Source organism: Streptomyces sp. H27-D2, from assembly GCF_035828615.1.
In the GTDB taxonomy this organism is placed as follows: Bacteria; Actinomycetota; Actinomycetes; order Streptomycetales; family Streptomycetaceae; genus Streptomyces.
The window spans coordinates 47,409-68,207 of the sequence record NZ_JAYMZR010000018.1 but is presented as its reverse complement, the minus strand read 5'-3'; the positions used below and the strand labels follow the sequence as shown (position 1 = coordinate 68,207).

The 20,799-nt window shown below is 70.6% G+C and carries 15 protein-coding genes; 7 read left to right on the top strand and 8 right to left on the bottom strand.

Translation table 11 applies throughout. The features are described 5' to 3' along the window. Positions 1–73 precede the first annotated feature (73 nt). Positions 74–1,090 carry an aldo/keto reductase gene (locus tag QMK28_RS10325; RefSeq protein WP_326436759.1) on the top strand — a complete coding sequence of 339 codons (1,017 nt, stop codon included), beginning with the start codon at positions 74–76 and terminating at the stop codon, positions 1,088–1,090. Continuing rightward, positions 1,087–1,938, top strand: coding sequence for an amidohydrolase family protein (locus QMK28_RS10320; protein WP_326436758.1), 852 nt, complete (start codon positions 1,087–1,089; stop codon positions 1,936–1,938). The genes QMK28_RS10325 and QMK28_RS10320 overlap by 4 nt, the downstream gene beginning before the upstream one ends. Positions 1,939–1,956: 18 nt before the next feature. Here QMK28_RS10320 and QMK28_RS10315 read toward each other — a convergent pair whose 3' ends face one another. The 6 genes from QMK28_RS10315 to QMK28_RS10290 form a co-directional block, all read right to left on the bottom strand. Beyond that, on the bottom strand, positions 1,957–2,628 hold the full coding sequence (locus QMK28_RS10315) for a FadR/GntR family transcriptional regulator (RefSeq protein ID WP_326436757.1): 672 nt from the start codon (positions 2,626–2,628) through the stop codon (positions 1,957–1,959). Between the two features lie 61 nt (positions 2,629–2,689). After that, positions 2,690–3,691, bottom strand: coding sequence for a hypothetical protein (locus tag QMK28_RS10310; protein ID WP_443050628.1), 1,002 nt, complete (start codon positions 3,689–3,691; stop codon positions 2,690–2,692). Between the two features lie 388 nt (positions 3,692–4,079). Further along, entirely contained in the window at positions 4,080–5,687 is a 1,608-nt protein-coding gene (locus QMK28_RS10305) for a glycerol-3-phosphate dehydrogenase/oxidase (protein WP_326436755.1), read from the bottom strand. A gap of 2 nt (positions 5,688–5,689) precedes the next feature. After that, on the bottom strand, positions 5,690–7,216 hold the full coding sequence (gene glpK, locus QMK28_RS10300) for a glycerol kinase GlpK (RefSeq protein ID WP_326436754.1): 1,527 nt from the start codon (positions 7,214–7,216) through the stop codon (positions 5,690–5,692). A gap of 63 nt (positions 7,217–7,279) precedes the next feature. Then, positions 7,280–8,065 (bottom strand): MIP/aquaporin family protein, encoded by a 786-nt coding sequence (locus QMK28_RS10295; protein WP_326436753.1) that lies wholly within the window; start codon positions 8,063–8,065, stop codon positions 7,280–7,282. A 443-nt stretch (positions 8,066–8,508) separates the two neighbouring features. Then, positions 8,509–9,273: an IclR family transcriptional regulator gene (locus QMK28_RS10290; RefSeq protein ID WP_326436752.1), complete on the bottom strand. Its 765-nt coding sequence runs from the start codon at positions 9,271–9,273 to the stop codon at positions 8,509–8,511. A 249-nt stretch (positions 9,274–9,522) separates the two neighbouring features. On the opposite strand from QMK28_RS10290, the gene metH reads away from it, so the two are divergent. The 4 genes from metH to QMK28_RS10270 all read left to right on the top strand — a co-directional run bounded on the left by metH (position 9,523) and on the right by QMK28_RS10270 (position 17,552). After that, complete coding sequence (metH, locus tag QMK28_RS10285) at positions 9,523–13,035, top strand: methionine synthase (protein ID WP_326436751.1); 3,513 nt, start codon at positions 9,523–9,525, stop codon at positions 13,033–13,035. A 96-nt stretch (positions 13,036–13,131) separates the two neighbouring features. Beyond that, the gene (locus QMK28_RS10280) at positions 13,132–13,833 is read left to right on the top strand and encodes an HAD family hydrolase (RefSeq protein WP_326436750.1); all 702 of its coding nucleotides are present in this window, start codon (positions 13,132–13,134) and stop codon (positions 13,831–13,833) included. A gap of 392 nt (positions 13,834–14,225) precedes the next feature. Further along, complete coding sequence (locus tag QMK28_RS10275) at positions 14,226–15,830, top strand: ABC transporter substrate-binding protein (RefSeq protein WP_326436749.1); 1,605 nt, start codon at positions 14,226–14,228, stop codon at positions 15,828–15,830. A 126-nt stretch (positions 15,831–15,956) separates the two neighbouring features. Continuing rightward, entirely contained in the window at positions 15,957–17,552 is a 1,596-nt protein-coding gene (locus QMK28_RS10270; protein WP_326436748.1) for an ABC transporter substrate-binding protein, read from the top strand. Positions 17,553–17,647: 95 nt separating this feature from the next. Here the strand turns inward: QMK28_RS10270 and QMK28_RS10265 are convergent, their stop codons facing one another. Further along, on the bottom strand, positions 17,648–18,319 hold the full coding sequence (locus QMK28_RS10265; RefSeq protein ID WP_326436747.1) for a response regulator transcription factor: 672 nt from the start codon (positions 18,317–18,319) through the stop codon (positions 17,648–17,650). Between the two features lie 15 nt (positions 18,320–18,334). Then, complete coding sequence (locus QMK28_RS10260) at positions 18,335–19,261, bottom strand: RecB family exonuclease (protein ID WP_326436746.1); 927 nt, start codon at positions 19,259–19,261, stop codon at positions 18,335–18,337. A gap of 128 nt (positions 19,262–19,389) precedes the next feature. Between QMK28_RS10260 and QMK28_RS10255 the strand changes: the two genes are divergently transcribed. Then, entirely contained in the window at positions 19,390–20,793 is a 1,404-nt protein-coding gene (locus QMK28_RS10255; RefSeq protein ID WP_326436745.1) for a site-2 protease family protein, read from the top strand. The last annotated feature ends 6 nt before the right edge of the window (positions 20,794–20,799 follow it).

Genomic DNA, 20,799 nt, shown 5'->3' with positions numbered 1-20,799 from the left:
TGGACCAGGCCGGACCAGGCCGGACCAGGCCAAACCGAGCCAGGCCGAACCGAAGAAGGACCGAGAGGAACCCGTGGCTTACGTACCGCAAGGCCCGCGAGAGCTGGGGCGTTCGGGGGTGTGCGTGCCGGCGCTCGGTCTCGGCTGCGCGCCCCTGGGCAACCTCTACACCGCGATGCCGGAGGAGCGCGCCCAGGCCGTCGTCTCGACCGCCCTCGACGGTGGCAGCGGCTATCTGGACACCGCCCCGCACTACGGGCTCGGGCTGTCCGAAGAGCGGCTGGGCCGCGCCCTCGCCGGGCGCGCCCCCGGCTCGTACACGCTCTCCACCAAGGTGGGGCGGCGGCTGCGCCCTCTCGCGCCCGGTGAACAGCCGGACGGCCAGGGCTTCGTCGACGTCCCGGCGCGGGCCCGCGAGTGGGATCTGAGCAGGGACGGCATCCGCGCCGGGCTGGAGTCCTCGTTGGAGCGGCTCGGCGTCGACGCCGTGGACGTCGTCTATCTGCACGACGTGGAGAACCACCTCCGCGAGGTCTATGAGACCGGCTTCCCGGCCCTCGCGGAGCTGCGCGAACAGAAGACGGTGCGCGCGATCGGCTTCGGCATGAACCACAGCGACGTGCTCGCCCGGCTCGTCGCCGACCTCGACGTGGACGTCGTGCTCTGCGCCGGCCGCTGGACGCTGCTGGAGCGTACGGCCTACGACGACCTGCTGCCCGTGTGCGAGCGGCGGGGCACCTCGGTCGTGGTCGGCGGGGTCTACAACTCCGGGCTGCTCGCCGACCCGAGGCCGGGCGCCCGCTACGACTACGCGACCGCGCCGGACGAATTGCTCCGGCGCGCCCGCGAGCTGGCGGCGGTCTGCGGCGAGTTCGGGGTGCCGCTGCGCGCGGCGGCGCTGCGCTTCCCGTTCGGCCACCCCTCGGTCGCGGCGGCGGTGGTCGGCGCCGCCGGGCCCGAGGAGGTCCGGGACAACGCCGAGCTGTTCGGGCACGACATCCCGGATGCGCTCTGGCACGCGCTGGTGGACCGCGGCCTGCTCGACGGCGATCTCCCGCTGCCCACCTCCGACCCCCGCAGGCCCGTATGACGCCGCGCGTCGACGCCCACCATCACCTCTGGGACCTGGCGCGCCGCGACCAGCCCTGGATGGACGGCCCGTGGGCCGACCCCATCCGCCGTACGTACGCCCTCGGCGACCTCGAAGACGCGCTGACGGGGCACTCGATCGAGGCCACGGTGGTGGTGCAGGCATCGTCCTCGTACGACGAGACCCGCGAGCTCCTCGCGCTGGCCGGGCGGCCGAACCGGATCGCGGGCGTGGTCGGCTGGGCGGATCTCACCGATCCCGAGCTGCCCGCGGTGCTCTTCGGGCTGCGAGCGGGGCCCGGCGGTGAGCGGCTCGTCGGCATCCGGCACCAGGTCCAGGACGAGCCGGACCCGCGCTGGCTGGCCCGCGCGGACGTCCGGCGCGGTCTCGCCCTCCTCGCGGAGGAGGGCCTCGTCTACGACCTGCTCGTCACCCCGCGCGAGCTGCCCGCCGCCGTGGAAGCCGCCCGCGCGCTGCCGCAGCTGGAATTCGTCCTGGACCATGGCGGCAAGCCGTCGATCGCGGACGGCGGCCGGCAGCCCTGGGCCGACGGGATCACCGGGACGGCAGCGCTGCCCAATGTCGTCTGCAAGCTGTCAGGGCTGGTCACCGAGGCCGACTGGGCGAAGTGGGGCCCGGATCAGGTGCTGCCGTACGCCCGGCATCTCCTCGACGCCTTCGGCCCCGGGCGTGTGCTGTTCGGCTCGGACTGGCCGGTCTGCACGCTCGCCGCGCCCTACGACCAGGTGCTGGCGCTGGCCGAATGGGCCACCGCCCACCTCACCGGGCGCGAGCACGCCGCCGTTCTGGGCGGCAACGCGGCCCGTACGTACCGGTTGGCGCTGTGAGCGCAAGGTCGCGGCGGCTCACAGCGTCGAGCGCAGCCACTGCTCCACGCTCGCGATGTGCACCGTCGCCCAGGACCGCGCCGCCTCCACGTCCCGGTCCCTGAGCGCTCCGAGGATCGCCCGGTGCTCGGTCAGCGTGCGGGCCACCGCGTCCTTCTGGGTGAGTCCGCGCCAGACGCGGGCCCGGGTGGTCGGCCCGGAGAGGCCGTCCAGCAGCGAGCAGAGCACCGAGTTGCCCGAGGCCTGCACGATGCCCCGGTGGAACTCCAGGTCGGAGGCGACCAGGTCCTCCACCGAGGGGTATGGGCCGAGAGTGTCCAGCTGGGCGTCCAGAGCGTCCAGTTGAGCGGTCGAGATGCGGCCGACGGCCATCGCCGTGCCGGCCGGCTCCAGGATGCGGCGGACCGCGAGGAACTCCAGCACCGTGTCGTCGCGGTGGAAGTCCACGACGAAGCTCAGCGCCTCCAGCAGGAGCTGCGGGTCGAGGCTCGTGACGTACGTGCCGTCGCCCTGCCGTACGTCGAGGATGCGGATCAGCGACAGCGCGCGCACGGCCTCGCGCAGCGAGTTGCGGGAGAGCCCCAGCTCGGCCGCCAGCTCACTCTCCTTCGGGAGCCGGTCGCCGGGCCGCAGCGCACCGGAGACGATCATCCCCTTGATCTTCTCGATCGCCTCGTCGGTGACCGCCATGGTGGACCTCCCGTTCCTAGACATCCGATGTCTGTGTTCATTATGGCCCGCGCATGCCTTGCTACAGCCCGCTCGGAGCGCACCAGCCACGGCGGTATTCGGCCCAGTCGAGATCGGTGGCCGCGAAGTCGACATACAGCGCCATCCCGAAGTGCTCCCGGTGCCGGTCGGTGCGGGTCAGCCCCAGCCGGGCCCCGCGTACGGCGGCCGCGACCGTCTCGGCGGAGGAGCGGTGGCCGAAGTCGTCGGTGTGGTAGAAGGGCGGTCCCATCAGCAGGTCGGTGCCGGCCGGCGTCGCCTCCAGCGCGAGCGCGGTCTGCTGGGCGACGTACCCGCCGTAGAGGCTCTCCACGGGCAGCGCCGTGTCGTACGACATCACCGCGACCTGATCGACGCGCCGGGCCACCGCGCCGAAGTACCGCTGGGACCACCACTTGGGGCGGCCGGTCAGCGCGCCCGCCGCCGTGTGCAGCGCCGGCAGCGGGTCGATCTTGTGGGTGGCGACCGACAGCACCCCGCCGCGCGCGTGGATCGCGGGGCGCAGCCGGTCGAGCAGCGCGAGATAGTCGCGGTTTCCCGAGTGCAGCGGCTCCAGGTCGAAGTGCACCCCCGCGAAGCCGGCGGTGAGGACCTGCCGGGCGCTGGTGACGATCTCGTCGCGCGCGGACGCCCGGTCGAGCCGCAGTCCGTCCTCTTCGCTTTCGTTCTCCCCGCCCCCGTAGGCCAGCCGGTCGCCGAGCCAGGCGTGCACCCGGATCCGGGGCAGGTCCCGGTGCAGCGTGCTGATCAGCCACTTCGCTCTGGGGTAGGCGGAGGCGGGCAGCGTCCCGTCGTGCTCCAGTGGTCCCGCGTGCACATACAGCTCGCGTATTCCGGTGCCGGCCATCCGGCGTTCCAGCGCGGCCAGATCGGCGGCGTCGCGGCGGCCGTCGACCCAGGCGTGCCCGAGCCAGAGCGCGTCCCGGCCGCGGCTGACCGCGTCGGCGGTCGGCTCGCCGGTGAACGAGACGCGGAGCGCGAGGGCCGCGGTGGCCACCGGGATCAGCAGCAGCGCGGCCGTCACCCACGCGATCCGCCTGATCAGCGGCCATCGCCACGCCCGCGGGTTCACCGCTGCCCCGGCGCGCCGGCCGGCTCGCGTACGGCGCGCGGTTCGCGGATCAGATCACGGACGGCGATCCCTCCTCCACCGTGACGAGAACGCGCAGCTCATGCGGGGTGAGATCGGTCATTGGGTCAACCTACCCGTTTCCATGAACAGCGCTCAGGGAAACAGGAGTTCCGTGGAATCCGCCGCTGCCGTCGGGGGCGCGTGCCTTCGGGGGCGGGGCGGAGCGGGAGGACTTCGCGGTACCGACGCGGCGGGGGGAGGGACGCCTTCGCGCGTCCCTCCCCCGCTCGATTCCGCGTCGGTCCGCTCCCGGGCTCACCCGGGCCGGGGACCGACGGCGTCAGCCCTGTCCGCCGAGCATCTCCTTGACCTGGGCCCGTACGTCCTCGGTGTCCAGACCGCGCACGGTCAGCGTCGTGCGGCGGCGCAGCACGTCGTCGACGGTCTCGGCCCACTCGTGGTCGCGGGCGTAGACGACCTGCGCCCAGATCTCCGGGCCGTCCGGGTGGATGCGCTCGCCGAGCGCCGGGTCCTCGTGCACCAGGCGGGCGATGTCGAAGGACAGCGAGCCGTAGTGGGTGGCCAGCTGACGCGCGGTCAGCGGGTCCATCCGCACGCCCGGGTCGCGGTCGACCAGCAGCCGGTGCGCGACCGCGTTCGGGTTGGCGATGCCGGGCAGCGGCACCCGCGGGGGCAGCTGCGAGAGCGGCTCCATGTCCTCGGCCAGCGCGCCGCCGGGCAGCTTCGCGAGCTTGTTCATCACGGTGCGGCCGATGTGGCGGTACGTCGTCCACTTGCCGCCCGCGACCGACAGCATGCCGCCGCGGCCCTCGCTGACGACCGTCTCGCGCTTGGCGGACTCGACGCCGCCGGGGCCGCCGGGCAGCACCCGCAGGCCCGCGAAGGCGTACGAGATCAGGTCGCGCGAGAGGTGCTCGTCCCGCACCGAGTACGCGGCCTCGTCCAGGATCTGCTGGGTGTCGGCCTCGGTGGCGCGGACGTCCGCCGGGTCGCCCTCGTAGACCTCGTCGGTGGTGCCCAGCAGCAGCTGGTCCTCCCACGGCAGGGCGAAGGTGATGCGGTACTTGTCGATGGGGGTCGCCATGGCGGCCTTCCACGGCGCCTTGCGCTTGAGCACGATGTGCGCGCCCTTGGAGAGCCGGATGCTCGGGTCGGAACCCTTGTCCTCCAGCTTGCGCAGGTGGTCGACCCACGGGCCGGTCGCGTTGAGCACCAGCCGGGCGTCTATGCCGAACTCGGCGCCGTCGAGCCGGTCCTTGAGGTCCGCGCCGGTGACCCGGCCGCGGTTGAAGCGCAGGCCGGTGACCTCGGCGTGGTTGAGGACGACCGCGCCCGACTCGACGGCCGCGCGCACCGTCATGATCGCGACGCGGCTGTCGTTCATCTGGTGGTCGCCGTAGACCGCGACGGCCTTGAGGTTCTCGGTGCGCATCGCGGGGTTGGCCGCGGCGGCCTTGGCGGGGGAGATGACCTTGCCGACGCCGTCGCCGAAGGCGGACAGCGCGGAGTAGGCGAAGACGCCCGCGCCGAGCTTGGCCGCGCCGTGCGGGCCGCCCTTGTAGACGGGCAGGTAGAAGGTGAGCGGGTTGACCAGGTGCGGCGCCACGTCCTTGGCGAGCACCCGCCGCTCGTGGTGGTTCTCCGCGACCAGCTTGACCGCGCCGGTCTGCAGGTAGCGCAGACCGCCGTGGACGAGCTTGGAGGAGGCGGACGAAGTGGCGCCGGCGAAGTCGCCGGCGTCCACCATCGCCACCCGCAGTCCGGATTGCGCGGCATGCCAGGCCACCGAGGTGCCCAGAATGCCGCCGCCGATCACCAGGAGGTCGTACGTCGCGTTGGACAGCCGGTCCCGGGTTTCGGCGCGGCCCGGGTTCAGACCGGCGGCCGGGTGCGTCCCGAGTGTCGGGACGCTCTGCAGGGTGGTCATGATTACTCCTCGTCCTCGATCCAGCCCATGGTCCGCTCTACGGCCTTGAGCCAGCTCTTGTACTCGCGGTCGCGTACGTCCGCGTCCATTCGTGGGGTCCATTCGGCGGCCCGGCGCCAGTTGGCGCGCAGTTCGTCGGTGCCTGACCAGAAGCCGACGGCCAGGCCGGCGGCGTAGGCGGCGCCGAGGCAGGTCGTCTCGGCGACCATCGGGCGCACCACGGGTGCGCCGAGGAAGTCCGCGAGGATCTGCATCAGCAGGTTGTTGGAGGTCATACCGCCGTCGACCTTGAGGGCCGTCAGCTCGACGCCGGAGTCCTTGGTCATCGCGTCGGTGATCTCGCGGGTCTGCCATGCGGTGGCTTCGAGCACGGCGCGCGCGATGTGCGCCTTGGTGACGTAGCGGGTCAGACCCGCGATCACGCCGCGGGCGTCGTCGCGCCAGTACGGGGCGAACAGGCCGGAGAAGGCAGGCACGAAGTACGCGCCGCCGTTGTCCTCGACCGTGCTGGCGAGGGTCTCGATCTCGGCCGCGCTCTTGATCAGGCCCATCTGGTCGCGCATCCACTGGACGAGCGAGCCGGTGACCGCGATCGAGCCCTCAAGGGCGTAGACCGGGTCCTGGTCGCCGATCCGGTAGCCGACCGTGGTCAGCAGTCCGTTGTACGAATTGACCGGCTCGCTGCCGGTGTTCATCAGCATGAAGGTGCCGGTGCCGTACGTGGACTTGGCCTCGCCCTTGGCGAAGCAGGTCTGGCCGAACAGCGCCGCCTGCTGGTCGCCGAGCGCGGAGGCGACCGGGATGCCCGCCAGCACGCCGTCCTTGGCGTGGCCGTAGACCTCGGCGGAGGAGCGGATCTCCGGCAGCACCTCGGCCGGGATCTGCATCGAGGCCAGGATCTTCTCGTCCCAGCGCATGGTGTGCAGGTTCATCAGCATGGTGCGCGAGGCGTTGGTGACGTCGGTGACGTGCACCCCGCCGTCGACGCCGCCGGTGAGGTTCCAGATGACCCAGGAGTCCATGGTCCCGAAGAGGATCTCGCCGCGCTCGGCGCGCTCGCGCAGTCCCTCGACGTTGTCGAGCAGCCAGCGGATCTTCGGACCGGCGAAGTACGAGGCGAGCGGCAGCCCGGTCTCGCGGCGGAAGCGGTCCTGGCCGACGTTGCGGCCCAGCTCGCGACAGAGGGCGTCGGTGCGGGTGTCCTGCCAGACGAGGGCGTTGTGCACCGGCTCGCCGGTCGCCTTGTCCCACAGAACCGTGGTCTCGCGCTGGTTGGTGATGCCGATCGCCAAGACGTCGGCGGAGGTGATGCCGGCCTTGCTGATCGCGCTGTCGACGACCGACTTGACGTTGGTCCAGATCTCGGTGGCGTCGTGCTCCACCCAGCCGGGCTTCGGGAAGATCTGCTCGTGTTCCTTCTGGTCGACGGAGACGATCCGGCCGTCCTTGTCGAACACGATGCAGCGGCTGGAGGTGGTGCCCTGGTCGATGGCCGCGATGAACGGGCCGGTGGTGTGAGCGTCGGTCACGGTGTGCTCCTGAAGTCTCTGCGGCGCTGGATTCTCGTGTCGGCTTCTGCTGTCGCCGGCTGCCTAGGCGAAGGCGAGCCGGTAGACGCCGCCGGCGATGGCGCCGCCGATCAGCGGGCCGACGACCGGGATCCAGGAGTAGCCCCAGTCGGAGCCGCCCTTGTTGGGCAGCGGCAGCAGGGCGTGCACGATGCGCGGACCGAGGTCACGGACCGGGTTGATGGCGTACCCGGTCGGGCCGCCGAGCGAGAGGCCGATGCCGACCACGACGAACGCGGTCATCAGCACGCCGGTGCCGGACAGGCCGAGGCCCTTGGTCAGGCCCTGGGTGAGGATCGCCAGCACCAGTACGAAGGTGGCGATGATCTCGGTGGCCAGGTTCTGCGCCACGTTCCGGATTTCCGGACCGGTGGAGAAGATGCCGAGGACCGGGCCCGCGGCCGGGGCGGCGGCCCTGTCGACCATGCCCTCCTGGGCGGTGGTCGCCCCGACGATCTCGGGGTCACTCAGATGGGCGAGGAAGTGGCCGTAGTAGGAGACCCAGACCAGCACCGCGCCGATCATCGCGCCGAGCAGCTGGCCGGCGAAGTAGACGGGTACGTCGCCCCACTCGCCGCTCTTGATGGCGATGCCGACGGTGACCGCCGGGTTGAGGTTCGCGCCGGAGAGGCCGACGGAGATGTAGGCGCCGGTGAGCACGGCGAAGCCCCACCCGAAGGTGATGGCCACCCAGCCGGCGTTGAACGCCTTCGAGCGCTTCAGAGTGACGGCGGCGACGACACCACCGCCGAGCAGGATGAGAATGGCGGTACCGATGGTCTCGCCGATGAAAATGTCGGAGCTGGACACCCGCGACTCCTTTGTCCTTCGTCCAGGGGAAGGCGAGCCACGGGTCTCCCCCGACGGCTCGCGCCCTCGGTATGAGAGCTTGTCGGCCTGCGGCATGTTCCACCCTAACGAATATTGTCGTCAGGTGTTCGACAATGCCGACCGATGAACGGCAGTTTTCTCTTCTGTTAACACGGAGTCAAGGGTTCTGGGAGGGAAACCTCGTATGGACCGGATTCGACGGATCCGGTGTATACCCCATGAGTCTCGGTCCCGGACCCGCGCGAATCTCGTCGGCAGACCGGCCCGCCGGCTGCGGAACGCCGTCCGAACTTTGCTCGGAACACCGCTCGGAACTCGCTCGAAAACACCGCCCGGCGTCGCTCGGACACGCCCGGCGTCGCTCGGACACCGCCCGGCGTCGCCCGGACACCGCTCGGAAGCGGCCGGGGCCGGTACACCGCTCAGAAGCGGCCGGCGCCAAGATCGCGCGATACCGCGCGGGCGCAGTCCCTGACCGCCGCGACCAGCTCGGGGCGCAGCTCGCCGCCCTCGCACAGCCGCTCCACCGCGCCGGTGATCCCCACGGCGCCGACCGGCATCCGCCGCCGGTCGTGGATCGGGGCGGCGAGCGCGGCGACGCCCTCCCAGGTCTCTTCCACGTCGGACGCCCAGCCGCGGGCCCTGGTGAGGTCGAGGACGGCCTCGAATTCCGCCGCGCCGGTGGTCGTGCGGGCGGTGAAGGACTCCCGCTCGCCCTCGGTGACTTCACTGTGCGCCACCGGGTCGTACGCCGACAGCACCTTGCCCAGCGCACTGCTGTGCAGCGGCTGCATGGCGCCGACCTCCAGGACCTGACGGCTGTCGTCGGGCCGGAAGACGTGGTGGATGATCAGCACGCCCGGCTGGTGGAACACCCCCAGGTAGACGCTCTCGCCGCTGGACCGGGCCAGGTCGTCCGTCCAGACGAGGGCCCGCGCGCGCAGTTCGTGCACGTCCAGGTAGCTGTTGCCGAGCCGGAGCAGTTCGGCGCCGAGCTGGTAGCGCCCGGACGCGGGGTCCTGCTCGACGAAGCCCTCTTGCTGGAGGGTGCGCAGGATGCCGTGCGCGGTTCCCTTGGCCAGCCCCAGTGACGACGCGACGTCGGACAGACCGAGCCGCCGCTCGCCGCCCGCGAGCAGCCGCAATATGGCCGCTGCCCGTTCGAGCGACTGGATGGTCCGTGCCATCGCCAACCTCCGTGAGATGCCGTTCGACAATGCTGAACACTATCGGTCGATGCCGACCCCGTGGTAGTGGGCCGGAGTCTGTCAATGATCTTCGTCGAGGGACAGTCGAGAGGCGGCCGAGGGCCGTCGGCCACTGTCCGGGTCGTGGGACAGCCGTATCGCCGGAAGGGCTGCCGGTTACCCTGACGAGGTGCGCCTTCCACCGGAAGACGCAAAGCCGACAGCCGTCGCAACCCCGGGAGCAGTTCCATGGCCTCGAAAACGCCGTCGTCCGACAGCCGCACCAGCCGCGATCGAGTCGATGCTCTGCGTGAGGCCCTGGCCTCACGTGTAGTGGTCGCCGACGGAGCGATGGGCACGATGCTGCAGGCGCAGGATCCGACCATGGCGGACTTCCAGGATCTCGAAGGCTGCAACGAGATCCTCAATGTGACGCGGCCCGACATCGTGCGCTCGGTGCACGAGGAGTACTTCGCGGTCGGCGTGGACTGCGTGGAGACCAACACCTTCGGAACGAACCTCGCGGCGCTGGGCGAGTACGACATCGCCGACCGGGTCTTCGAGCTGGCCGAGGCCGGCGCGCGGATCGCGCGCGAGGTCGCCGACGAATTCGCCGCGGACGGCCGGCCGCGCTGGGTGCTGGGCTCGGTGGGCCCCGGCACCAAGCTGCCGACGCTGGGCCACGCCCCGTACGGCGCGCTGCGCGACGCCTACCAGCAGAACGTCGAGGGCCTGATCGCGGGCGGCGCGGACGCGGTGCTGGTGGAGACCACCCAGGACCTGCTGCAAACGAAGGCGTCCGTCATCGGCGCCCGCCGGGCGCTGGAAGCCGTCGGCGTGGACCTGCCGCTGCTGGTGCAGGTGACGGTGGAGACCACCGGCACCATGCTGCTGGGCTCGGAGATCGGCGCGGCGCTGACCGCGCTGGAGCCGCTCGGCATCGACATGATCGGGCTGAACTGCGCGACCGGCCCGGCCGAGATGAGCGAGCACCTGCGCTACCTCGCCCGGCACGCCCGCACCCGGGTCTCGGCGATGCCCAACGCGGGCTTGCCGCTGCTGGGCAAGAACGGCGCGCACTACCCGCTGTCCCCCGAGGAACTGGCGGACGCGCACGAGATGTTCATCCGGGAGTACGGGCTGTCGCTGATCGGCGGCTGCTGCGGCACCACCCCCGAGCACCTGCGCCAGGTCGTCGAGCGGGTCCGCGGCATGACGCCCCCCGAGCGCCACCCCAAGCCGGAGCCGGGCGCGGCCTCGCTCTACCAGAGCGTGCCGTTCCGGCAGGACGCCTCCTACCTGGCGATCGGCGAGCGGACCAACGCCAACGGCTCGCGCAAGTTCCGCGAGGCGATGCTCGAAGCGCGCTGGGACGACTGCGTGGAGATCGCCCGCGACCAGATCCGCGAGGGCGCGCACCTGCTGGACGTGTGCGTCGACTATGTGGGCCGCGACGGCGCCGCCGACATGGCCGAGATCGCCGGCCGCTTCGCCACAGCCTCCACCCTGCCGCTGGTGCTGGACTCCACCGAGCCCGCGGTCATCCGCGCCGGGCTGGAGAAGCTGGGCGGCCGGGCAGTGATCAACTCGGTGAACTACGAGGACGGCGACGGCCCCGAGTCGCGCTTCGCGCAGATGGCCACGCTGGCCAAGGAGCACGGCGCGGCGCTGATCGCGCTGACCATCGACGAGCAGGGCCAGGCGCGGACGCCGGAGCACAAGGTGGCGATCGCGGAGCGCATCATCGCCGACCTGACCGGGAAGTGGGGGGTCCACGAGTCGGACATCCTCATCGACTGCCTGACCTTCACGATCTGCACCGGCCAGGAGGAGTCCCGCAAGGACGGCGCGGCGACCATCGACGCGATCCGCGAACTCAAGCGCCTGCACCCCGACGTGCAGACCACGCTGGGCCTGTCCAACATCTCCTTCGGCCTCAACCCGGCCGCCCGCATGGTGCTCAACTCCGTCTTCCTGCACGAGTGCGTGGAAGCCGGGCTGGACTCGGCGATCGTGCACGCGGCGAAGATCGTGCCGATCGCCCGGCTGGAGGACGAGCAGCGCGACGTCGCCCTCGACCTGATCTACGACCGGCGGGCGGAGGGCTACGACCCGCTCCAGCGGTTCCTGGAGCTCTTCGACGGGGTCGACGCGCAGTCGATGAAGGCGAGCCGCGCCGAGGAACTGCTGGCGCTGCCGCTGGACGAGCGGCTGCGGCGGCGGATCATCGACGGCGAGAAGAACGGCCTCAACGCCGACCTCGACGAAGCCCTGGCCGCCCGGCCCGCGCTGGCGATCGTCAACGACACGCTGCTGGAAGGCATGAAGACCGTCGGCGAGCTGTTCGGCTCCGGCCAGATGCAGCTGCCGTTCGTGCTCCAGTCGGCCGAGGTGATGAAGACCGCGGTGGCCTATCTGGAACCGCACATGGAGAAGACCGACGACGACGGCAAGGGCACCATCGTGCTGGCCACGGTGCGCGGGGACGTGCACGACATCGGCAAGAACCTGGTCGACATCATCCTGTCGAACAACGGCTACACGGTCGTCAACCTCGGCATCAAGCAGCCGGTCTCGGCGATCCTGGAGGCGGCCACCGAGCACCGCGCGGACGTGATCGGGATGTCCGGGCTGCTGGTGAAGTCCACGGTGATCATGAAGGAGAACCTGCAGGAGCTCAACCAGCGCAAGATGGCCGCCGACTACCCCGTCATCCTCGGTGGCGCCGCGCTGACCCGCGCCTACGTCGAGCAGGACCTGCACGAGATCTACGAGGGCGAGGTCCGCTACGCGCGGGACGCCTTCGAGGGCCTGCGGCTGATGGACGCGCTGATCGCGGTCAAGCGCGGCGTGCCCGGCGCGGTGCTGCCCGAACTCAAGCAACGCCGGGTCGCCAAGCGGGAGACCCCGGTCGACGAGCCCGCCCCCGACGAGGGCACCGTCCGCTCCGACGTGTCCATCGACAACCCGCTGCCCACCCCGCCGTTCTGGGGCACCCGTGTCATCAAGGGCATCCCGCTGCGCGACTACGCCTCCTGGCTCGACGAGGGCGCCCTCTTCAAGGGGCAGTGGGGCCTCAAGGAAGCACGCAGCGGCGGTCCGACGTACGAGGAGCTGGTGGAGACCGAGGGGCGGCCCCGGCTGCGCGGCTGGCTCGACCAGCTGCACACCGAGAACCTGCTCGAAGCCGCCGTCGTCTACGGCTACTTCCCCTGCGTCTCCAAGGGCGACGACCTGATCCTGCTCAACGACGACGGCTCGGAGCGGACCCGCTTCAGCTTCCCGCGCCAGCGCAGGGGCCGCCGGCTGTGCCTCGCGGACTTCTTCCGGCCCGAGGAGGCCGGTGAGCCCGACGTCGTGGGGCTCCAGATCGTCACCGTCGGCAGTCGCATCGGCGGGGCCACGGCGAAGCTCTTCGAGTCCGACTCCTACCGCGACTACCTGGAACTGCACGGCCTCTCCGTCCAGCTGGCCGAGGCACTCGCCGAGTACTGGCACGCCCGGGTCCGCTCCGAGCTCGGATTCGACAGCGAGGACCCGGCGGCGGTCGAGGACATGTTCGCGCTGAAGTACCGCGGCGCGCGGTTCTCGCTCGGCTACGGGGCCTGCCCGAATCTGGAGGACCGGGCCAAGATCGCCGAGCTGCTGCAGCCCGAGCGGATCGGCGTCCAGCTCTCCGAGGAGTTCCAGCTGCATCCCGAGCAGTCCACCGACGCGATCGTCATCCACCACCCCGAGGCGAAATACTTCAACGCGCGGTAACGGATCACGACGTACACTTGTCGGTCCGGTAGAGGCCGGTCGCTCCCCTTCCCTGGGGGGTGGCCGGCCTTCGCGTCCCTATACGGAGGTGTACGGATGACCAGCAGCATCCAAGCCATCGATACTCGTTCGGCCGATGGTGCCACCCTCCAGGCCGTGCTCCTCGACATGGACGGAACGCTCGTCGACACCGAGGGATTCTGGTGGGACGCCGAGGTCGAGGTGTTCGCGCGACTCGGGCACGCACTGGCCGATCACCACCGCGAGGTCGTCGTCGGCGGCCCCATGACGCGCAGCGCCTCCTATCTGATTCAAGCCACCGGGGCCGACATCACGCTCGCCGAGGTGACCGTGCTGCTGAACGCGGGCTTCGTCGAGCGGATCGCGCGCGGCGTCCCGTTGATGCCCGGTGCGCGACGGCTGCTCACGGAGCTGGCGGCCCATCAAGTGCCCACCGCGCTCGTCTCCGCCTCGCACCGGACCGTCATCGACCGGATGCTGCACTCGCTGGGCGCGGAGAACTTCTCGGTGACCCTCGCGGGGGACGAGTTGGAACGCACCAAGCCGCACCCGGACCCGTACCTCCTCGCGGCGGCCAGACTCGGCGCGGACCCGGCGCGCTGCGCCGTCGTCGAGGACACCCCGACCGGTGTCGCCTCGGCCGAGGCCGCCGGCTGCCGGGTGGTGGCGGTGCCGTCGGTGGTGCCGATCGGGGCCGCCGCCGGGCGGACCGTCGTCGGCTCGCTCGAAGAAGTGGATCTCGCATTTCTCCGCGGCCTGATCACCGGAATGCACTGACGCGCGCACTGAGCGTGCGCCGCGAAATGCCCGACGGAACTCTCGGCGTCCGCGCGCTCATTTTCCGTGACACAAGCGCTGGCTGAATTCCTGCAAGCATCAACATAATTGGAAGAGTGATGTTTATCACTCGCCAGCCCGTCGACAGCGTCCTTCGCCTGTGTTTCGCGGGGGCGTTGGGGCGGGGGTGTCGCATGCATGTGTCCGGGTTAGGGGGCGTGCGTACGAATCGTTCCAGCGTCCGATTATCGGTGAACTGCCATCCGTTATCTGGGCGTGATATTGCATCGACTTCGTTGTGTTCCAGTGGCGCTGACCACGCCGACTAATCTCTTCGCGAGAACTCAGCCAACCCCCGTGACCAGCGCACGCGACGAGGGAGAACGCCCACAATGAACCGCAAGACTTTGGTGCTGCCGGCCTTGGTCGGTCTGCTCGCTCCGGTACTCGCCGCATGTGGCGGGTCGGGCGGTGCGGGCGACGGCGGCGACCCCATCGTCGTGGGCACCACCGACCGCATCGCGCGGACGGGGGATGCGCCGGCCCCGCTCGACCCCGCGGCGGCGTACGACGTGAACACCTGGAACGTCCTGGGCAGCTCCTTCCAGACACTCATGACGCTGCCCCGCTCCGGCACCGAACCGGTGCCCGAGGCGGCCAGCAGTTGCAGCTTCCGGGACCAGCAGAACGAGCAGTACCGCTGCAGCCTGCGCAGGGGGCTGAAATTCTCCAACGGGCACGCGCTCACCGCCCAGGACGTGAAGTTCTCCATCGAGCGGACGCTGAGAATTCAGTTCAAGAGCGGTCCCGTCGGCCTGATGTCGGGCATCGACAAGGTCGAGACGCCGAGCGACTCCGAGATCGTCTTCCACCTCAAGGCCCCCGACGCCACCTTCCCGCAGAAGCTCGCGACGCCCGCGGCGGCGATCGTGGACAGCGAGGTGTACAACCCGAAGGCGCTCAACAAGGGCTTCGAGATGGTCGGTTCCGGCCCGTACTCGGTGGAGGTCGAGGAGAAGGACGGCCGCATCCTCAAGGCCGTCTTCAGCAAGAACCCGAACTACAAGGGCGGGCTGGAGCTGAAGAACGACAAGGTCGAGATGGCGTTCTTCGACGACTCCGACTCGATGCAGAAAGCCCTGAGCAAGGGTGACATCGACGTGGTGAACCGCTCGTTGTCGCCCCAGCAGATCGACACGCTGCAGAAGAGCGACCAGAAGGGCGTCGAGCTGGTCGAGATGCCCGGCAAGGAAATCCGCTATCTTGCGTTCAACACCGAGGACCGGCGAGTCAAGAGCAAGGCGGTCCGCCAGGCGATGGCCCGGATCGTCGACCGCCAGGCGCTGGTGCGCGATGTGTACGAGCGGACCGGCGACCCGCTCTACTCGATGGTGCCGAGCGGGCTGACCGGACACGTCAACTCGTTCTACAACGTCTACAAGGAGCCGAGCGTGGCCGCGGCCCGGCAGACCCTGAAGGACGCCGGCGTCCGGACGCCGGTCAAGCTCACCTTCACGTACACCACTGACCACTACGGTCCCGCGACCGGTGCGGAGTTCAAGGAACTGCAGCGCCAGTTCAACGCGACCGGGCTCTTCGACATCGACGTCAAGGGCATGAAGTGGGAGGAGTTCCGGCCGGCCGCCGTCAAGCAGGAGTTCCCCGTCTACGGGATGGGCTGGTACCCGGACTTCCCCGACCCGGAGACCTACATCGCCCCGTTCTCCGGCAAGGACAACTTCCTGGGCACGCCGTACCGCAACTCCGACATCGAGTCGACCCTGATCCCGCGCACCCGGCAGGAAGCCGAGCGCAACGGAGCGGTGCCGAGCTTCAAGAAGGCGCAGAACATCATCGCCGAAGACGTGCCGCTGCTGCCGCTCTGGCAGGGACGGCAGTACGTCGCGGCCCGGGACGACATCACCGGCGTGGAATGGGCGATCAGCTCCGCCTCGCTGCTGCAGTTGTGGGAGCTGGGGCGCGGCGTCCAGGATTGACCCTGCGCGGCGGTGCCCCGCCGAGGGGCGGTCCGGTGAACCCGGCGCCGACCCGGACCCCGATCGAACCTGGTATACCCCGGTGTGAACCGGCATGAGATGAATCGAACTGTGAGGAACGTGCGCGTGAGGAAACGTGACCAGTGGCTGGCCGCCCCGCTCGGTGTGGGGGTGACCGCCGCGCTGCTCAGCGGTTGCGGTTCGCAGGGCGGTGAGGCCGCCGGCGGCGGTGAGTCCCTGGTCATGGGGATGACGGACAAGGTGGTCGCGACCGACCCGGCCGCGGGATACGACCCGGGCTCATGGCTGCTGTTCAACAACGTCTTCCAGTCGTTGCTGAGCTTCCCCCGCGGCGGCACCACGCCTCCGGAGCCGGAGGCCGCGAAGGAATGCGGCTTCCAGGACAGCCACAGCACCGTCTACGCGTGCACCCTGAAGGGCGGCCTGAAGTTCAGCAACGGCCACGACATGACGTCCAAGGACGTCGAGTACTCCTTCCTGCGCACGCTGCGGATCAATGACGACCTCGGCCCGGCCGTGATGCTGTCCTCGATCAAGAACATCGACACCCCGGACGACCACCGGATCGTCTTCCACCTGAAGACCCCGGACGCGACCTTCCCCATGAAGATCGCCTCGGGAGCGGGGTCCATCGTGGACCACACCGAGTACCCGGCGGACCGGCTGCGGACGGACGACAAGGCCATCGGCTCCGGCGTCTACAAGCTGGACTCGTACAGCTCGAAGCAGGCCCTGTTCTCGGTGAACACGGACTACAAGGGCCCCGCCAAGGTCCAGAACTCCGGCATGACGATCAAGTTCTTCCAGCGGCAGGCGGCGCTCAAGAAGGCCGTCGAGAAGGGCGACATCGACCTCGCCTACCGAGGCCTGGCGATGAAGGACATCGCGGACCTGGAGACCTCGGCCACCGGCGGCCCGGACGGCGTCCAGCTCGTCGAGGGCAGCAGCGCCGAGGTGCAGCACCTGGTCTTCAACACCAAGCACCCGGTGACGGGCAAGCTCGGAGTCCGCAAGGCCGTCGCCTACCTCATCGACCGCAGCACGCTGGTGCGCGACGTCTACAAGCGCACCGCCGAGCCGCTCTACTCGATCGTCCCGTCGGGCATCACCGGGCACAACACGGCCTTCTTCGACACCTACGGCGACCGCCCGCAGCCCGCCAAGGCGGCGGCCGCGCTGCGCGACGCCGGCGTCAGCGGCAAGGTGAAGCTGACCCTGTGGGCCACCCCGACCCGCTACGGACCGGGCACCGTTCCCGAGTTCAAGGAGATCGCGCAGCAGCTCAACGCGAGCGGGCTGTTCGACGCGGATGTGAAGACCGCCGACCTGGCGGAGTACGAGAAGGGCATCGCGGCCGGGAAGTACGGCGCGTACGCCAAGGGCTGGGTGCCCGACTACCCGGACCCGGACAACTTCACCGGGCCCTTCTTCGGCAAGAACAACGTGCTGGACAACCGCTACAGCTCCGCGCGGATCACCAAGGAGCTCCTCCCCGAGGCCGCCGCCGAGGACAACCGGGGCGCGACCGTCGAGGACTTCTCCGAGCTCCAGGACATCGTCGCCGAGGAACTGCCGATCCTCCCGCTGTGGCAGGGCAAGCAGTACGCGGTGGCCGGCCCCGGGATCTCCGGTCTCGAATGGACGCTGGACGCCTCGACGGTGTTCCGCTTCTGGGAACTGAGCAAGGAGACCGAGGAATAGCCGGGATGTGACCACGGCTACGACGAGGCGGGCGTGAGCGGCCCTCCCGGGCGGGCTCTAGCGCCCCTCCCCGCAAGCTTTGCCCCGTCGCGGCTCTAGCGCGCGCCGGGGCGGACGAGTCCGCTCTCGTACGCGTAGACCGCGGCCTGCACCCGGTCGCGGAGCCCCAGCTTCGTCAGCACATGGCCGACATGCGTCTTGACGGTCGTCTCGCTGACGAAGAGGTCCGCCGCGATCTCCGCGTTCGACAGCCCCTGCGCCACGTGCTTGAGCACCTCGACCTCGCGCTCGGTCAGGGTGTGCAGGGTGTTCGGCATCGGGTCCTCGCCGGACGGCAGCTTCTCGGCGTACTTGTCGAGCAGCCGCCGGGTGATGCTCGGGGCGAGCATCGCCTCGCCCGCCGCCACCACCCGGATCGCCTGCACCAGCTCATTGGCGGGCGCGTCCTTCAACAGGAACCCGCTGGCGCCGGCGCGCAGCGCCTCCACCACGTACTCGTCGAGGTCGAACGTGGTCAGGACCAGCACCTTCGCCGGACCGTCCCGGCCGGGGCCGGTGATCTGCCGGGTCGCCTCGACCCCGTCCATCCGGGGCATCCGGATGTCCATCAGCACGACGTCGGGCTGCAGGGCCCGCACCTGGTCGAGCGCCTGCAAGCCGTCCCCGGCCTCGCCGACGACCGCGAGTTCCTGCTCCGCTTCCAGGATCATGCGGAAACCGGTGCGCAGCAGCGGCTGGTCGTCGACCAGTAGGACACGGATCGTCACAGGAAATCTCCTTCGTTAGACCGGGCCCATTCTGCCCTGGGCGGGACGCTCCCCGGTCCGCGCGGGCTCCGCCGGATCGCGCCGCGTCTCGCCCAGAGCCAGCGGGTACGGCGGGGGAGTGCCGCCGAACTCCGGGCAGACGGCCTGGTGGTCGCACCAGCCGCACAGCTTGGTCGGCCGGGGCCGCCAGTCCCCGGTGTCCGTCGCGAGCTGGATGGCCTCCCAGAGGGCCAGCAGCTTGCGCTCGACGCCCAGCAGGTCCTCCTCGGTCGGGTCGTACGTGCGCACGTCCCCGCTGCCCAGATAGACCAGTTGGAGCCGCCGCGGCACCGAGCCGCGCAACCGCCACAGCACCAGGGCGTAGAACTTCATCTGGAACAGCGAGTCCGCCGAGTACTCGGGCCGCGGGGCCTTGCCGGTCTTGTAGTCGACGATCCGCACCTCGCCGCTCGGCGTGACGTCGACCCGGTCGATGAAACCGCGCAGCATCAGCCCGGACTCCAGCACCGTCTCCACGTACAGCTCGCGCTCGGCGGGCTCCAGCCGGGTCGGGTCCTCCAGCGTGAACCACCGCTCGACGAGCTTCTCGGCGTCGCCCAGCCAGCGGGTCAGCCGCTCGCCGTCCGCGTCGTCGGCGAACAGCTCGGTGAGCGCGGGCTTGGCGGCGAGCAGCTTCTCCCACTCGCCGGCCACCATCGAGCGGGCCCGCGGCGCGCTCCGCTCCGCGGCCGGAGCGTCGAAGAGCCGCTCCAGCACCGCGTGCACCACGGTGCCGCGGGTGGCCGCCTCGCTCGGTTTCTCCGGCAGTTTGTCGATGACGCGGAAGCGGTACAGCAGCGGACACTGCATGAAGTCGCCGGCGCGCGACGGCGACAGCGCGACCGGTCGGCCGGGCTGCTTGCTCTTCTCGCCCTTGGCGGCCTTTTCGGCGGTGGGTCCCATGGCGTACGACCCTACGGCCCGGCGCCGACACTCAGCGGCATACCATCGACGTCAGACCCCTTCGCCCCGCATGATCGTGGAAGCGCCCGGCAGACGGCGTGGGGGACGCACCGGAACGAGGGGACACCGTGGACGAGAGCGGGCAGCCGCAGCCCGGCCGTGGGGGAGCGGACCCCGCGACCGAGCCAGAGGGCCGACAGCCCGGGAACCGCACTCCCGAGGACGCCGGGCCGCACGAGCGGGCGTCCGAGGAGCGCACGCCCGCGGAGCACGGGTCGCCGGAGCGCTCGCCACAGGACCGGGCGGCGCGGGACCAGGCGCCCCAGGAGCGCACTCCCGGCGAGCGCAAGCCCCCGCGCAGGCCCAAGCGCCCCCGCGAGGCCGGCGGCGGCATCCTGATGGGCCGCCCGTTCGGCGTCCCGGTCTACGTCGCGCCCAGCTGGTTCGTCGTCGCCGCCCTGATCACCTGGGTCTTCGGCGGCCAGCTCGACCGGGTGCTGCCTGAACTGGGCAACGCGCGCTATCTCGTCGCGCTCTTCTTCGCGGTGGCCTTCTACGCCTCCGTGCTCATCCACGAGCTGGCCCACACCGTCGCCGCGCTGCGCTTCGGGCTGCCGGTGCGCCGCATCCAGCTGCAGTTCTTCGGCGGCGTCTCGGAGATCGAGAAGGAGTCCGAGACCCCCGGCCGCGAGTTCGTCCTCGCCTTCGTCGGCCCGCTGCTCTCGCTCGTCCTCTCCGGCGTCTTCTACCTCGGCATGCTGGTCGTCGAGGCCGGCACCGTCCCCGGCGTGCTGCTGGCCGGGCTGATGATCTCCAACCTCATCGTGGCGGCCTTCAACCTGCTGCCCGGACTCCCGCTGGACGGCGGCCGGATGCTCAGGGCCGTGGTCTGGAAGCTCACCGGCAACCCGATGACCGGCACCACCGCAGCCGCCTGGACCGGCCGCGCGCTCGCCGTCACCGTCCTCATCGGCCTGCCGCTGCTCACCCACACCGGCGCCCTCGGCGACGCCACCGAGGACATCAGCGGCGTCGACACGCTCACCGACGCGCTGCTCGCCGCCATCCTCGCCGCGATCATCTGGACCGGCGCCGGCAACAGCCTGCGGATGGCCCGGCTGCGCGAGCGCCTGCCCGGCCTGCGCGCCCGTACGCTCACCCGGCGCGCGGTCCCCGTCGAGGCGGCCACCCCGCTGTCCGAGGCGCTGCGCCGGGCCAACGAGGCCGGGGCACGCGCCCTGGTCGTGGTGGACGGGCACGGCGACCCGACCGCGGTGGTCCGCGAGGCGGCCATCGTCGGCGTCCCCGAGCACCGCCGCCCGTGGGTCGCCGTCAGCGGCCTGGCGCAGGACCTCAAGGACGGCATGCGGGTCTCCGCGGAGCTGTCCGGCGAGGATCTCCTGGAGACGCTGCGCGCCGCCCCCGCCACCGAGTACCTCGTGCTGGAGGAGACCGGCGAGATCTACGGCGTGCTCTCCACCTCGGACGTCGAGCGGGCCTTCGTGGCGGCCATGGCGCGGCCGCAGGCCTGAGCGAGC